Genomic DNA, 15,336 nt, shown 5'->3' with positions numbered 1-15,336 from the left:
CCTTGTGGGTGTGGGCTCGCCCGCAGGAGCAGGTGTGCGGTCGCATGGAGCTGCGGCTGAGCGGAGTCTGGGATGCGGCGGTCAGGGCCCGGCTGGAGCAGGGGCTGGTCGCCACGGGGGCACCCTACGCTCGGGCCACCGCCGAGCGGGTGGTGCAGGGGCTGGAGGCCTATGCGGGAGCCTGGGTGAGGCAGCGCACCGCGCTGTGCCTGAGCGCGAGCCAGGAGGGGCACCCGAAGAAGTCGGGGCTGCTGGTGCTGGAGGAGGCCTGCCTGGAGCGCAGACGCGGCCAGCTGCGCGCGCTCACCGAACTGTTGTCCCAGAGTCCAGACACACCCCTGGTGAGCAAGGCGGTGGAGGCGGTGCAGGCCCTGCCGCCGCTGGAGTACTGCGAGGACGCCAAGGCGCTCACCGCCGCGGTGCCGCCGCCCGAGGACCCGGTGGTGCGCGGGAAGGTGGAGGCGCTCCAGCAGCAGGTCGACTCCTTGCGGGTGCTGCTGGATACCCACCGCGTCCAGGAGGGGCTCGCGCTGGCGGACTCCCTGCTCCCCCAGGTGAAGGCGGCAGGCCACGCTCCGCTGGAGGCTCAGACCCTCTACCTCGTGGCATGGATGAGAGAAGGGGCAGGCGACTACCGAGCCACCGTGGAGGGCCTGCGCGAGTCCATGGAGGTGGCGGCCCGTGGCAGGGACAGCTACACGCTGGCCCAGGCCTCGAACTCCCTGGTCTGGGTGACGGGCAACCGCCTGAGGCGGCCGCACGACGCGCTGCAGATGGTGCCCATGGCGCAGAGCATGGTGGAGCTGGCGGACGATGACCGCATCCGCGCCTTTGCCTCCAACAGCGAGGGCACCATCCTCATGGCCGTTGGCAAGCACGAGCAGGCACGGCAGGCGTTCGAGCACGCCCTGGCGCTGAGGAAGAAGGTGTGGGGCCCCGAGCACTGGGAGGTGGCCTCCACGCTCCACAACCTGGGCCTGCTGTTCCAGAGCATGGGCCGGGTGGACGAGGCGCTCGAGGCCCATACCCTCTCGCTGGAGCTGCGGAAGAAGGTGTTGGGCCCGGAGCACCCACGGGTGGCCGAGTCCCTCAGAGACCTCGGCACCACGCTCCAGGAGATGGGCCGGTTCGAGGAGGCGCTCGAGGCCCAGGCGCGCGCCCTGGCGCTGAAGCAGAAGGTGCTGGGCTCCGAGCATCCGTCCGTGGCCGACTCGATCGGCGCGCGAGGCCACGTGCTCCGCGACATGGGGAGGGCCGAGGAGGCGCTCGAGGCCTACGCGCGCGCGCTGGAGCTGAACCTGAAGCTGCTGGGCCCCGAGAGCCCGCTCGTCGCCTGGGCGCTCACTGACCAAGGCGAGGCGCTGGTGGAGCTGGGTCGCCACGCGGAGGCGCGGGAGAAGTTCACGCGCGCCATGGCCTTTCAGGACAAGGTACTGGCGCCGGACGATCTGGGGCGCCTGTGGCCCCTGCTGGGGATGGGCCGGCTCTCTCTGGCCGAGGGCAAGCCCGCCGAGGCCGTGCCGTTCCTCGAGGGCGCCCTGAAGCTGACCTTGATCAACGAGAGGGCGCGGGTTCAATTCCCGCTGGCACGCGCGATCTGGGACTCCCACGGAGACAGGGCGCGCGCCATCGAGCTGGCCACCCAGGCCCGCGACTACTGGAGCGGCGTGGACCGAAAGGCGGACGCAGAGCGGGCCTCCCAGTGGCTGAAGCAGCACGCCACGTTCAGGCCCTGAGAGACGGAGCCTGTCGCGAGCCAGAGCGCACTCTGCAATGGTCGCCTGGTTCGGCTCCACCAACGGGATACTGGCGAGCCAGGGCACCGCGACAGGAGACTGCGCGGTGGGACCGCGGATCTTCATGAACATCCTGGGACTGGTCGGCTTCCGACCCCAGGGCGTGCTCGGCATCCTGGGTGAGCGCGGCGACGGCGCGGCCGACGTAGGACGGTGACTCGGAGGCGATGAAGTCCGGCTCCACTTTCGCGCCATCGCGCCAGTTCGCCTCGGTGACGCCGAAGCCCTCCAGCATCTCCTCGGAGCGCAGGAAGCCGGGCGTCACGGCGAGCGCGGTGACGCGGGTGCGACGCAAGTCTCGCGACATGGCGAACGCGAGCCGGATGACGCTCATCTTCGCGACGTCGTAGATGACGCTGCCGCGGTAGCCGAAATGGTCTCCGTCGGTGATTTCGACGACGAGGCCCCGCTCCTGCCCAAGCATGAGCGGAACGGCGTGGCGGCTGGTGAGGATGTGGGTGAGCACGGCGCGCTCCAACACGGTGCGCGCGTGCTCGGGAGACTGCTTCCAGAAGGGCACGCCGAGCTCGGAGATGGCGTCGCAGCCCCAGATGTCATTCACCAGGATGTCGAGCCGCCCCTGCTCCTTCTGGATGCGCGCGCAGAGGGCGGCGACCTCCTCCGTGACGGTGTGGTCGCACCGGACGGCGATGCCGTGGCCCCCCAGCGCGGTGACCTGCTCCGCGGTCTCCTCGAGGACCTCCGGGCGCTTGGAGCCAGAGGCGGGACGGCCGCGTACGCCGCGGCCCGTGCAGTACACGGTGGCGCCGGCCTCGCCGAGCCGGGTCGCGATGCCCCTGCCCGCGCCCCGCGTGGCTCCCGCGACCAGGGCGATGCGTCCTTCGAGTGGCTTAGGTGGGCGGTGGCTTCGAGGTGGTGGAGCCCGCGTCACTGCGAACCCGAATGATTGCCCTGGCGACAGGGCTTCTCGCGGAGCACCCGCGCACATCGACAGACGCGAATGCAATACCCCGCCCGCGGCCTTCGTAAGGCCTTGCGTCGACCCGGCCCTCTCGCCGGAAGTCATGCTAGCGTGGCCATGCATGGATAAGTCCGCATTCCAGAGATTCATCAGGGTCCTCCCACCATTGATGAGCCTCACCCTGGCCCTCGCGGGAGCGGCCTCGGCGCAGCCGGTCGTCTCACGGGCGACGCGGATTGAGACAGCGCCTGATGCCTTTCGGGAGCGCCTGCGCGACGCGGCACGACTGTACGAGGAACTGGAGTACGAACAGGCATTGCTCGCGCTCGCGGATGCCAAGGCCCTGGCGAGGACCGAGGATGAGCGAGCCGACGCGTTGCTCTACGAAGGCCTGGTGCTGGCGGACCTCGGCCAGCGACAGAAGTCCCTCGTCGCCTTCCGGCAGGGATTGACGCTGCGTCCCCTGGCGTCGCTTCCCGTGAAGGTGTCCCCCAAGGTGCAACGGGACTTCGAGAACGTGCGCCGGGAGGTGTCGCGGGACCTTGCGCGGAATGCGCCCACGAACGCGGGCAGCACCGGTGCCACCGCCATGCCGGAGCCGAAGGTCCCCCACCCGGACAACCTGGAGCGTCCCATCCAGGAAGTCCCCGAGGTCGCGCTGGTTCCAGTCCACCCGGAGGAGGAGGCCGCGGAGTTGCGAATGGCGCCTCCGAGCGGACAGCTGTCCAGGCTCCGTCCCATCTCGATGGTCCTCGCGGGGGCCGGGCTCGCGGCGGGCGGAGTCGGGAGCTACTTCGGACTTCGCTCCCGGGGGAACATCCAGAATGCCCGCGAGGCCACGCAGGTCGACGCACAGCAAGGGCACCTGGACTCGGCCCGGGGACAGGCACTCGCCGCGAATGTCCTGCTCGGCGTCGCGGTCACCTCGGTCGCGGGGGCGGTCATCACCTACTTCACCGGCTCCGAGCCCGAGAACGAGGAGGTGCATCCATGATGCGCCCTGCCCTCTTGTGCCTGCTGTTCGCCACGGCCTGCACCGTGCCAGACATGGATGAGCTGTATCCGGACTGCGACGGCCATCTTGACCTCGAGACCGCTTTCGACGGTCAACCGGCCAATGCGGTGCTCGGCGGTGGCACCGCATGTCGAAGCATCCACCTCACGGTAGCCCTCGTGGAATTCAGCCCTCGCTGCGTGCTCGTCCGTGCCCGGGACGCGGGCAGCGGGAAGGAAGTCTCACAAACCTTCAGGGACGCCCTGATCGGCGCGGGGCCCGGCTTCAATCTTCGAGTCGTCGTCTCTCCACCCAAAGGTTGGGGACCCACCGTGGAAGTGGAGGCAAGAGCCTTCGAGCAGAGCTGCGAGGGAGTCGCGGTGGGGATCAACCTCGCGAGTGTCACGGTGGCCAACAACAGGGGGGTCCCCGCCACGCTCCGCATCGAGGCCCAGGACGCGGATCGGGATGGCTATGTCAGTCGCGTCAACGGCGGAACGGATTGCCAGGATGACCAGAGTGACATCAACCCCAGCGCGGCGGAGCGGTGCAACGCGCAGGACGACAACTGCGACGGAATCAACGATGAGGCGCACTTCAACCTGGGAGGTCAGTGCACGCTCAGCGCGGGGTGCCAGGGTGTCTACCGCTGCGACGTGACGGACCAGCTCCTCTACTGCGACAGTCCCTCCGCGCGGTTGGCCTACCTGGACCAGGACCGAGATGGACATGGGCAGAAGGGAGTCACCCCGACGACCTTCTGTGACGCGGTGCCAGCCGGCTACGTCACCGCCCCCCCGGATGACTGTGATGACACGAACGCCAGCATCTACCCGGGCGCGCTGGAACGCTGCGACGGAGTCGACAACGACTGCGATGCAATCCTCGACGAGGGCTTCCCCGGGCTCGGCTCGACGTGCACGGATTCTGCGACGCAGTGCACGGGACAACTCCAATGCGACACAAGTGGCACCACTCTCGTCTGCGGGGCCACGCAGTCCGTCCCGGCCTGGTACCTGGACGAGGATGGCGACGGCTCTGGCCAGACCTCCGGAGCCATCCGCTCCTGCGTGCACCCCGCTGGCGACTACGTCAGCAACACCGGCGACTGCAACGATGGGAACCCCATCACCCATCCTGGCGCGCCGGAGCTGTGTGACGACCTGGACAACGACTGCGACGGTCAAAAGGAAGGCCCGACCCAGTGCCCGGGAGGACTCACTCCCACCTGGGCCGGGCAGACGGTGGCCTCCACCAGTCAGACATGGCTCTCCGCCTCCTCCTGGACTCGCGGCGGAGTCTGGGTGGCCGGCGACGAGAACTTTCGAGCAAGGCTGACCCCCGGGCAGGTGACGTTCACGGTCCTCTCGGACTTTGGCTGCGGCATGACGGACGCCGCGTGGACCGGCGTCTGGGCGGACCCGACCACCGGTCGCGCGTGGCTCGGCTCCGTCGACGGGAGGAAGGCCCGCCAGGACTCCTCGGCGTCGAATTGCGTCCAGGTCCAGAACGACAACCTGTGGGTCCACGGCATGGTGGGAGTGCGGAACAACAACGTGCTCACGCTCTATGGAGCGACCGACAGCCTGGCCTCGGACGAGGGCGCGGCCTTCACCTGGAACGGCACCGGAACACCGACCTACAACCCCATCAACAACAACTTTCACTATGTCTACGACGTGCATGGAGCGACGGCGGACACCGTCTTCATCGTGGGAGGCCCCGCGACGGACGCGCGTATCTATCGCTACAACCGAAGTTCCGGCGAGTGGGATACCGAGGCCGTCGAGGACGTCGCACCCGACCTCGACACGCTCCGGGGTGTCTGGGTGGCGAACGCCAGGCTGGCCTTCGCGGTGGGAGACACAGGCACCGTCCTGCGGTGGCACCTGGGTCAGTGGACCCGGCTGTCCTTTCCCACCACGCACGACCTGACCTCGGTCATTGCCTTTGGCGCGGGGTCCGCCTATGCGACCTGCAAGAGCGGACACGTCTACCGTTACAATGGGCAGACCTGGCAGCAGGTCCACTCCACGGGAGGCATCCGCCTCAATGACATCACGGGCACCGGCCCTGACGACCTCTGGGTCGTGGGCACCAGTGGCCGCATCCTCCACTGGCCCGCATGGCCTTGAGTGCGCCCCGGGTTGTGAATGAGCCCGGGCGCTCGGCTCGGCCTGGTCAGTAGGAGACAGGCACGAGAACGCCCGCGGCCACCACCGTGAGCACGAACAGGAGCGGCGTGGACACGATGATCCACAGCTTGTGATTCTCCAGCTTGTGCCCGAAGAACAGCCAGAGCAGCCCGGAGGCGGGAATCATCGAGGCGGCGGGGAAGGCCAACAGCTCCAAATCCGGGCCGCCACTGACGCCGCGACTTTCAAGCTCAATCGCGCGGATGAAGAACACGAGCAGCAAAGCCCCGCTGCCGCCAACCAGCCCGTAAAGCCATTTCTCTGCAAGGTGCATGGGCGCAAAGCCTACAATTTCATTCCGACAATGCGCATCCGCCCCAGGCCACTTTCCAGGGCCCCCACCCCCGCCGGGTGACATCGCCGGCACAGGCGGGGACACGGGAAGAGCAGTGCGTCAGGCCCCGCCCACCTCACGGTCAAGATGCGTCTAGTCCGCGTGGAAGTTGTACTTGAAGGTGTTGTTCTGCCCCGCCTTCACCACGAACGTCTGCGTCACTTCCTTGCCCAGTTCATGATTGATGAGCTTGATGGTGTTCTTGCCTTCGGGCGCCGCGATGGGGTCTATCGGCGTCTGCCCCAGGTCCTTCCCATTCAGCACCACCTTCGCATAGGGGCGGATGCGGAACTCCAACATGCCCGTGGCCACCACCTTCGCGCGCGGGCGCGGTGGCGGCGCGGCCTTCGCGACAGGTTTCACCTCGGGCAACACGGGTACTGGCGCGGCGGAAGTGCCGCCAGCAGCGGACACGACAGCCGGCGGCGCTTTCTCCACGGGCGTCGCGGTCACCCCCTTCGGTGACGGTACCGGCGCGGTGGGCGGAGGCTCCGCCTTCATCACCGCCACTTGCGGCGCCCGTCCCGCCGCCGGGGCATCCCCGCCCGCGACCCGCTCCTGCGCGGTGGAAGGCTTGGGCGGCTCCTGTCCCGCCGCCGGGGCATCCCCGCCCGCGACCCGATCCTGCGCGGTGGAAGGCTTGGGCGACTCCACCGTCGACGGACGCTTCGCCTCCGGCCTCTTCCCCAAGGGAAGAGGAGGAGGCACCACGACAATGGGTTGCTCGCCCCGAGTGGCCACCACCGCCACGCCGCCGAGCACGAGCACCGCTCCACCCACGAGCACGGCGAGGAGTCCCGTCGAGGCCTTGCTCGCCTTGGGGGCACGCACCTGCGCGCCCGTGGAGATGGCGTCCTCGTCCGCCCCGCCACCATTCGTCGGGACGCGCTCCTCCGCATCCCGCTCGGACTCCCCCGACGGCCCCGCGGGCGCTGTCACCGCGGCGATGCCCGAAGCGTTCCAGCCCTCACCCGCGCTTCGAGCCTCGGAGGCCACCCCACCCTGCGCCGGCAGCATCGGACGGGAGGCCGGCTTGCGTCGCGCCCCCGCCACCTTCGCAGCACGGTCCGGAGCATCCGAGCCCTTGCCGCCCTCATTCGAGACGGGCTGCGGACGTCCCTCCGCAATCATCCCCCGCACCGACAGCGGCATGGGCGTCGTGGGAGACGTCGAGTCCACGGGCGGAGGCGGAGGCCCCTTCGCCTCTGGAGGCGCCGCCATGGACTTCGGCGTGCTCCCGGGCTTCGCGGGCGTCGCACCTCCCATCGCCGCGGGCGAGGCCACCACCGGCCCCGACATACCCTCCGCCACCAGCTTCGCCACGAACTGCGCGAGCTGGTACGCCCCCACGGACTCACCCGACGACAGCAGGTAGCGCTCCAGGTCCGCCTGGAGCGCGCGGCAGTCCGCGTAGCGGGTGTCCCGCTCCTTCGCGAGCGCCAGGTCCAGAATCTTCTGCAGCGCCACCGGCACATCCGGCCGGCGCTCCACCACGGGGATGAACGGCTCGAACAGGATGGCCTGCATCGTGCTCGCCTCGGTCGTCGCGTCGAAGGGACGCTTGCCCGTCAGGAGCTCGTACAGCACCACGCCCAGCGCGTACACGTCCACCCGCCGGTCCAGCGGCTTCGTCCGGAGCTGCTCCGGTGGCATGTACGCCACCTTCCCCTTCACCACGCCCGTCTGCGTGCGGTGCCCCTGCCCCGCCACCTTCGCCACGCCGAAGTCCACCACCTTCACCGCGCCCTGCCGCGACACCAGGATGTTGTCCGGACTCACGTCGCGGTGGATGAGCCCCAGGGGCTCTCCAGTCGCCGGATCACAGAAGTCGTGCGCGAAGGACAGGCCCTCCGCCGCGAGCGACACCAGCTTCGCGCACATCATCGGCGGCAGGGGCTGCTCCGCCGCGCGCTTCACCAGCCGCCGCAGCGTGGGCCCGTCGATGAACTCCATCGCCAGGAAGTAGCTGCCGTCCGCCTCGCCGAAGTCGAAAATCTGGACGATGTTCGGGTGCTCCAACTGCGCGGCCAGCCGCGCCTCCCCCAGGAACATCTCCACGAACGCCGGGTCCTCCGCCAGGTGCGGGAGGATCCGCTTCAGGACGAGCGTCTTCTCGAAGCCCATGGGGCCCGCGGCCTTGGCGAGGAAGACCTCCGCCATGCCCCCCGAGGCAAGCTTCCGGACGAGTTGATACTTCCCGACTTGCATTTGATGAAGGGTTCTCCCAGGTTTCCCTGGAAAAGTGAAATGCCTACCCGAGTGTTCTGCCCAGGACCGTGCAACCAGGCATCATCAAGTTTGACCGTGACGCGACGCCGTCCGTAGGATCCGCGCACGCATGCCCCCGAAGGTCATCGGTCCCTACCGCGTCCTGGAGACGCTCGGCAGCGGCGGGGCCGGCACCGTGTACCGGGCCCTGGACCGCCGCAGCAACGACGAAGTCGCGCTCAAGCTGCTGTCGGCCGGCCCCGCGCTGGACGAACGGGCGGCGCGACGACTCGCGCGTGAATTCGAGACGCTGGCGGACCTGTCCCATCCCAACGTGGTGAAGGTCTTCGAGGCGGGGGTCCATCAGGGCTGGCCCTACCTGGCCATGGAGCTGATTGAAGGGCTCACGCTGCGCCACTACCTGGACATCCGAGGGGACGACCTGCTGTCGCCCATCAGCGGCACCACGCCGCGCGGCCTGTTGACGGTGCGGCGCACCGCGGACGAGGACTTCGGCCCTGGCAGCGACAGCATCTCCAACGCGGACGCGGCGGGTGACGCCCGCCCCGCGGCGGAGGGGCTGTTCAGCATGGACGCCTTCAACGAGGAGCCTCCCAGCGAGGACCTGGACGCCTACGGCGCGGCGGAAGGCGAGGACGAGCTGGGCTCCGGCTCGGGCTCGGACGACTCGATGGAGGGCTTCGACATGCCTCCGCCCGCGGCTCGCAAGCCGGTGGACGACGGCCGGGCGCCGCGCGAGGAGGACCTCAACCGTCCCGAGCGCATGGGGCGGCTGAAGGACACCATGCTCCAGCTGTGCGAGGCGCTGGCCTACATCCACGGGCACGGGCTGGTGCACCGGGACTTGAAGCCGTCCAACGTCATGGTGGACGAGGACCGGCAGGTGCGGCTGATGGACTTCGGGCTGGCCAAGTTCCTCGCGGACGACGTGGCGATTACCGAGGCGGGCAAGCTGGTGGGCACGTACCGCTACATGGCGCCCGAGCAGATTCTCGGGGAGCCGTTGGATGGACGCTCGGACCTGTACAGTCTGGGCGTCATCCTCTATGAGCTGCTCAGCGGGCGGCCCCCCTTCGATGCGAAGACGCCGCACGAGCTGTGGCGGCAGGTGCTGGAGACGGAGCCTCCGCCGGTGCTGGCGCTGAACCTTCATGGGGACCCGCAGTTCGCACGCGTGGCCCACCGCCTCATCCGCAAGGAGCCGGACGACCGGTTCCAGACGGCCGAGGAAGTCTACGAGGCTCTTTCCGAGTGAATCCCTCCAAGCTGCACACCTTCACCGTGGACGCCGACAAGGCGGGCCAGCGGGTGGACCTCTTCGTGGGCGAGGCGCTGGGCCTGTCGCGCGCGCGCCTCAAGCGACTCTTCGATGCGGGCGCGGTGAAGGTGAACCACCGGGCGGCGAAGAAGGGCCTCACGCTCACGGCCGGGCAGCAGATCTCCGTGGTGGTGGAGGAGGAGACGCGCGAGGCGGTGCCCGACGAGGAGTTCCCCCTCGTCGTGCTGCACGAGGACGCCGCGCTGGTGTTCGTGGACAAGCCCGCGGGCCGGCCCTCGCATCCGCTCCAGTCGGGAGAGACGGGCACGGTGGCCAACGCGCTGGTGGCGCGCTACCCCGAGTGCGCGCAGGCGTCGGTGGACCCGCGCGAAGGCGGGCTGTGCCACCGGTTGGACGTGGAGACGTCGGGCGTGGTGGTGGCCGCGCGCTCGCGCACCGCGTGGGATGCTGTCCGCGCGGCCTTCGGTGAGCGCGCGGTGGACAAGCGCTACCTCGCGCTGGTGACGGGGCCCCTGGTGGACGAGGGCGACATCGAGCTGCCGCTGCGCCATCACCCGCGTCACCCGGACCGGGTGGAGCCCGCGCCACACGGTGCCGAGGACGCGCGCGAGGCGGTGTCGCGCTTCCGCGTGCTGGCGCGCGTGGGCGAGTACAGCCTGGTGGAGGTGCGCATCCTCACGGGCGTGTTGCATCAGGTGCGCGCGCACATGGCGGGCATTGGCGCGCCCATCGTCGGCGACACGCTCTACGGCGGGCGCGAGGCGCCAGGGCTGGGGCGCTTCTTCCTGCATGCACGGGCGCTCGGGTTGGCGCATCCGGAGACGAAGAAGCCGATGCATGTAACGAGTCCCCTGCCCCCGGAGCTGCGCGCGGAGCTGGAGCGGCTGGGCTTGCCCCTGCCTCGCGGCGAGCGCGAGGACGAGAGTCCGGCGAGCTGAAGGGGCTGCTCACTTCCCCAGGGACTTGAGCATCGCCCGAGCCGCATTGGATGCGCCGCCCGTGGGCACCAGCAGGAGGTACTTCTTGAAGGCCTCCGCCGCCTGGTTGCTGTCTCCCAGGGACTGGTAGGCCATCCCCAGCGACAACCAGGCGCGAGCATCGCCCCCATCCGCGCGAACGACGTGCTGGAGCAGGACCACGCCCTCTCGCAAGGACTTCTCCGACTCGAAGCCGCTCACCAGCAGGAGCCCCAGCTCCTTCCGGGCTTCATGCGAGCCGTCTTTGAGCACGAGGGCTTTGCGATAGCTGACCATCGCGGCCTTGGTACGACCTGCCTGCTCCGCGGACCGCCCTGCCTTCATCAGCGCGGCGAACTCGTCTTCGGGCGACAGCGCCTTGACGCCCGCGGCGGACACGACAGGAGGAGGACGCGGAGCGGATGGCGCGCTCCCTGGCTTCGGAGCATCAACGGGGATGGCGAATGCGACAGTCGGGGACTTGTCCTCGCGAGCGGGTGCGACGGCCGCTGTGCCCGCGTCCCTCTCGGGCAGAGACTTCGGACTTGCGACCTCGGGGGTCTTCTCGGGAGACAACGGGACTGCCGGAACCTGGACCTCCGCCGGCTCGTCGGAAGGCACCGGGGCCCCTGTCGTGGGCGACGATGGGGCCGTGGAAGCCTGCTCCGCTTTCGGGGCGGGGGCCGACACCTCGGGGCTCGACTTCCCGCTCAGCGTCCACGTCACCACACCCAGCGCCGCCGAGAACAGGAGCGCGGCTCCAAGCCCCGCGCCCAGGCCTTGTCGATACGAGGTCCACCGGTGGGTGGAGACCTGCGTCACCACGGGAACCTCGTTCATCGTGGCGACAGTGCGAGTCTCCGCGGCGCGAGCCAGCTCCTCCCGAAAGGGCGTGGGCACCTGGGGCTCGCGTCCCTCTTCACGCAACTCCATGGTGAACAGCGTCTGGACGAGCCACGCCACCGACATGGGCGAGAACCGAGGCGTCGTTGCATAGAGAAACCCGGAGAGCGCTTCGGCGAAGGCGTGCGCGGACTCGAAGCGCTCCTCCTTCTTCACGGCCAGCGCCTTCTGGACGATGGCATCCAGCTCCACGGGCAGCTCCGGGCGCAGCGTCCGCGGTGACGGGAACCGCCCCTCCTGCAACTGGTGCATCACCACGTACTCGGGGCCCTGCAACGGCAGACGCCCGCACAGCATCTGGTAGAGCACCACACCGGCCGCCCACACATCCGTGCGTGCGTCGACGTCCTCGCCTCGCGCCTGCTCCGGCGAGAAGAAGAGGTACTTGCCCTTCACCACACCGGGCTCGGTCTTGAACCCTCGCAGTTCGCGCGCCTTGGCGATGCCGAAGTCGACGATCTTGACCTGCCCCTCGTAGCTGACCAGGACATTCTCCGGAGAGACGTCCCGATGGACGATGCCCAGGGGAACACCCCGGCTGTCCGCGCGAGTGTGCGCGTAATGCAGCCCTCGACAGACCTCCAGCGCGATGAAGACAGCCTGGGCCACCGGCACGGCACTCAGGCCATGCTGGAGCGCGCGCTTGATGATGCGATGGAGCGGCGGCCCGTCCACCAGTTCCATCGCCAGGAAGTGCTCGCCCTCCGTCCGTCCGAAGTCGAAGACCTGGGCGATGTTGCCGTGGGACAGCGACGCGGAGATGCGAGCCTCGCTGATGAACATCTGGATGAAGCGCTCATCCTGCGCGTACTCCGGCAGCACCTTCTTGATGAGCACGGGCTTCGTCACGCCCGCCTCCCCCACCAGCCGCGCGCGCCACGCTTCCGCCATGCCGCCCTTGCCAAGCCTTGATACCAACGAATAGCGACCAAAGGGCTTGGAGGGGACGGAATCCATGAGGCGTGCAATGTAGCCCCACGAATCGCATCAGCCCAGAGCAACCCCTTGGGATGGGAATCCATGGAGGCCCAAGGACAATCGGACGGGCGCCATGCAGCGAACGCACCAGCCGTATGGGCCTTCAGACCCACCCCGGGTCAAGGTGCCTCGGGCTCCTCGGGTTGATCGGTCGCCGCGCGGTCCTCGACGGGGGTTCGACAGACATCCGTGCGCTGGTAGCGCCTGACAATGAAAGCCCTTCCGGCAATCGTCCTATTGTATACACGCCGCATGACCCCCACTCCTCGAGAAACCTCAAGACGACGAAGACTGGTGCTGGCGACCTGTGTCGCTGGCCTGGGCCTGGTCGTACCCCAACTCTCCTTCGCCGACCCCAATTGCCTCCCCGGCGACACGCGGCCCATCTGCAACCCCACGGAGACAGAGCCTCCACCACCAGTGCCCTTCTGGATTCAAAACGGCCAGCGCTTCTTTGTGATTGGCACCTACGACTACCCCAAACGAGATTACGCGGACGCGGGTCTGGCGGATCTTCTCCCAAGCCTTGACAAGACTGACCTCGGGCTCGGAGAACTGGGTCGCGCGGGATTCAATGCCGTCATCGTGGACATCCATGACCTGACTCCCGCCGACCTGGACAAGATGGAGTCGCACGGGGTCCATGCCCTGGGCAGCGCCTGGAATTGGAGCGATCGGGGAGGGGCACTCAGTGAACTGCACTGGGTGCGAGAGAAGGACGCCCAGCACCATATCGGCAGCGACCTGGACCTCAAGATCCAGGCACTGAAGGGCAAGCCTGCATTCCTCGGCTACGAAAGCCAGGACGAGATGGGCTGGAACAAGGTCGGTTCAGGGCAGGTCGCGCAGTTTGCCGATGGAGGGGTCAACCTGGTTCTGACAACGAGCCAGCGTGCTCGCATTCCCAGCGTGACGGAGGCCACGAGCTTCCGCGCGTTCGTCAATTCCAGGGACCCCTCGCATCTGGTCTATTACACGGAGGTGGCCGCCCCCAACGCGGGTGGCTTTCCGTCCGGGGGGCCCCTGCTGCCAGGCCTTTCCCCCGCCGCATACGAGCAATGGAGTGACGGGGCGAACGCGTGGGGACACGACAGGTATCCCATCTACGTGACGCTCGAAGGCTACTCTCCGCCATTCCCGGAAGCCCCGCTCATGGGTCCAGCAGAAACCCTCGATGCCATGCAGGTGCTCTATGATCAGGACTCCGCGTCGCCCTATGTCGCCAAGGGCCCCATCCTGATGGTGCTCCAGGGACAGGGCGGAGGGGAGTGCTGCTCCACTTGGCAGAACCCGCTGACAGGACGGCGTCCCAACTACATCGAGACTCGCTTCATGGCCTACTCCTCCATCATCCATGGGGCGCGTGGCATCTTCTGGTGGGGGACGGATGCCATCGAGCAGGACTCCCAGCTCTGGTGGGACATCAAGAAGGTCGCCTCTCAGCTTCGCATCCTGGAACCCGCGCTGGTCGCGGACGGCGCTTGGGGTTTGATGCTGACTCCTGGACTCGAAGGCACGCACCGCAAAATCGGTCAACACCATGTCGTCATCGTCGCCAATCCCACGCCCAGCCCCATCACCGCCACCATTCACCCGCAGACATGGAATGGCACGCTGCCCGCTCGCAGCCTCTTCGAGCAGCGCAGCCCCATTCCATACAGCTCCAGTCTAGGGGGATGGGAGGACACCTTTGGTCCATGGGAAGTACACGTCTACACGGATACGCCCATGTATCAGCGGAAGGATGATTTCGATGGGGATGGTAAGTCGGACTTCACCTGGTATTGGAAATCACCCGCGATGCCCCAGACGGGACTGCTCACGGTGAAGACCAGCTCCCTGCCAAGACCGATGGGCCTCGCGGGTGGGCTCCCCGGGGACATCTCGCTCACGGGTGACTATGATGGCGATGGCCTCACGGACTTCGCCGTCTACACCCCTGCCTGGAGCGCCACTACGCCTGGGTTCTTCTCGGTGTGGCGGAGCCAGGGACAACACTGGAGCTGGTTCGGCCTGGGCGGGCCTGGCGACATCCCCCTTGCCGCGGACTACGACGGCGATGGGATCACTGACATCGCCGTGTACCAACGCTTCCCGACTCCCGAGGGGACCCCTCCCAATCTCGTCTATGGACAGTTCAAGTGGATCTCGAGCCAGACTGGAGACCCCGAACCCATCCTCTTCAAGGCTGGCGAACCCGACGACGTGCCCGTCGTCGGAGACTTCGATGAAGACGGCAGGGATGACTTCGCCCTGTACAAGTACAAGAGCAGTACGGGTTGGGGCGGCTGGTTCTCTGTCTGGGTGCTACAGGGAACGGGAGGGTTCTGGGATTGGGACACGATGGGACAGGTGGGAGACATTCCTGTCATTGGCGACTACGACGGCGATGGCGCCAGTGACCGGGCGCTCTATACGCCCCGCTGGCCCGCGAATGACGGCGGCGGCTACTTCACCATCTTGCATAGCTCCACCGGGACGTCCCACGTGAAGTTCCTCGGAGGAGTCAGCGACGTTCCCGTCACGGGCGACTACGACGGCGATGGGAAGACGGACATCGCGGTCTACACGCCTCGAGCGGGCACGCCCGAGACGGGCGGGTTCTACACCGTCACCTTCTCGAGCACGCAGACCACGAGCACGCAGAGCAGGACCGGCGTGCGCGCCGGAGAGCTGCCCATGGGCAAGGAGTGGCAGCACTGATGGGACGTGACACCCTCCAGCCCCCGTGAGGCATCACGGGACGCTGG

10 protein-coding genes are annotated in these 15,336 nt (G+C 68.0%); 6 read left to right on the top strand and 4 right to left on the bottom strand.

Features of this window, described 5'->3' with window-relative positions; translation table 11 throughout:
* A partial coding sequence (locus HR086_RS19990; protein ID WP_217441875.1) for a tetratricopeptide repeat protein occupies positions 1 to 1,736 on the top strand: 1,736 nt, incomplete at its 5' end.
* Here the strand turns inward: HR086_RS19990 and HR086_RS19985 are convergent.
* Positions 1,726 to 2,688 (bottom strand): SDR family oxidoreductase, encoded by a 963-nt coding sequence (locus tag HR086_RS19985; protein WP_373564328.1) that lies wholly within the window; start codon positions 2,686 to 2,688, stop codon positions 1,726 to 1,728. The genes HR086_RS19990 and HR086_RS19985 overlap by 11 nt on opposite strands.
* A gap of 199 nt (positions 2,689 to 2,887) precedes the next feature.
* Here HR086_RS19985 and HR086_RS19980 point away from each other — a divergent pair, with 199 nt between their 5' ends.
* Positions 2,888 to 3,712: a tetratricopeptide repeat protein gene (locus HR086_RS19980; RefSeq protein ID WP_254625294.1), complete on the top strand. Its 825-nt coding sequence runs from the start codon at positions 2,888 to 2,890 to the stop codon at positions 3,710 to 3,712.
* Positions 3,709 to 5,847 (top strand): putative metal-binding motif-containing protein, encoded by a 2,139-nt coding sequence (locus HR086_RS19975; protein WP_174466401.1) that lies wholly within the window; start codon positions 3,709 to 3,711, stop codon positions 5,845 to 5,847. Before HR086_RS19980 ends, HR086_RS19975 begins: the two co-directional genes overlap by 4 nt.
* A 46-nt stretch (positions 5,848 to 5,893) precedes the next feature.
* On the opposite strand, the gene HR086_RS19970 is transcribed toward HR086_RS19975, so the two are convergent.
* Together HR086_RS19970 and HR086_RS19965 are read right to left on the bottom strand one after the other, a co-directional pair.
* Positions 5,894 to 6,181, bottom strand: coding sequence for a hypothetical protein (locus tag HR086_RS19970; RefSeq protein ID WP_174457122.1), 288 nt, complete (start codon positions 6,179 to 6,181; stop codon positions 5,894 to 5,896).
* A gap of 153 nt (positions 6,182 to 6,334) precedes the next feature.
* Positions 6,335 to 8,449 (bottom strand): serine/threonine-protein kinase, encoded by a 2,115-nt coding sequence (locus tag HR086_RS19965; protein WP_174466400.1) that lies wholly within the window; start codon positions 8,447 to 8,449, stop codon positions 6,335 to 6,337.
* 130 nt (positions 8,450 to 8,579) lie between these two features.
* Between HR086_RS19965 and HR086_RS19960 the strand changes: the two genes are divergently transcribed.
* Together HR086_RS19960 and HR086_RS19955 are read left to right on the top strand one after the other, a co-directional pair.
* The gene (locus tag HR086_RS19960) at positions 8,580 to 9,725 is read left to right on the top strand and encodes a serine/threonine-protein kinase (protein WP_174461849.1); all 1,146 of its coding nucleotides are present in this window, start codon (positions 8,580 to 8,582) and stop codon (positions 9,723 to 9,725) included.
* Entirely contained in the window at positions 9,722 to 10,687 is a 966-nt protein-coding gene (locus HR086_RS19955) for an RluA family pseudouridine synthase (protein ID WP_174457125.1), read from the top strand. The genes HR086_RS19960 and HR086_RS19955 overlap by 4 nt, the downstream gene beginning before the upstream one ends.
* A 9-nt stretch (positions 10,688 to 10,696) precedes the next feature.
* Here the strand turns inward: HR086_RS19955 and HR086_RS19950 are convergent, their stop codons facing one another.
* Complete coding sequence (locus tag HR086_RS19950) at positions 10,697 to 12,565, bottom strand: protein kinase (RefSeq protein ID WP_174466399.1); 1,869 nt, start codon at positions 12,563 to 12,565, stop codon at positions 10,697 to 10,699.
* Positions 12,566 to 12,880: 315 nt separating this feature from the next.
* Between HR086_RS19950 and HR086_RS19945 the strand changes: the two genes are divergently transcribed.
* Positions 12,881 to 15,289 (top strand): VCBS repeat-containing protein, encoded by a 2,409-nt coding sequence (locus tag HR086_RS19945; protein WP_174466398.1) that lies wholly within the window; start codon positions 12,881 to 12,883, stop codon positions 15,287 to 15,289.
* Positions 15,290 to 15,336 lie beyond the last annotated feature (47 nt).

Source organism: Myxococcus sp. CA039A (assembly GCF_013336645.1).
GTDB lineage: Bacteria > Myxococcota > Myxococcia > Myxococcales > Myxococcaceae > Myxococcus > Myxococcus llanfairpwllgwyngyllgogerychwyrndrobwllllantysiliogogogochensis.
This window is presented reverse-complemented; position numbering and strand designations above follow the sequence as displayed.

What these genes read in the sequence shown, in the direction of transcription:
- HR086_RS19960 (WP_174461849.1), top strand. Translation starts at nt 8,580, where the DNA reads ATGCCCCCGAAGGTCATCGGTCCCTACCGCGTCCTGGAGACGCTCGGC.
- HR086_RS19970 (WP_174457122.1), bottom strand. Translation starts at nt 6,181, where the DNA reads ATGCACCTTGCAGAGAAATGGCTTTACGGGCTGGTTGGCGGCAGCGGG.
- HR086_RS19950 (WP_174466399.1), bottom strand. Translation starts at nt 12,565, where the DNA reads ATGGATTCCGTCCCCTCCAAGCCCTTTGGTCGCTATTCGTTGGTATCA.
- HR086_RS19965 (WP_174466400.1), bottom strand. Translation starts at nt 8,449, where the DNA reads ATGCAAGTCGGGAAGTATCAACTCGTCCGGAAGCTTGCCTCGGGGGGC.
- HR086_RS19975 (WP_174466401.1), top strand. Translation starts at nt 3,709, where the DNA reads ATGATGCGCCCTGCCCTCTTGTGCCTGCTGTTCGCCACGGCCTGCACC.
- HR086_RS19980 (WP_254625294.1), top strand. Translation starts at nt 2,888, where the DNA reads ATGAGCCTCACCCTGGCCCTCGCGGGAGCGGCCTCGGCGCAGCCGGTC.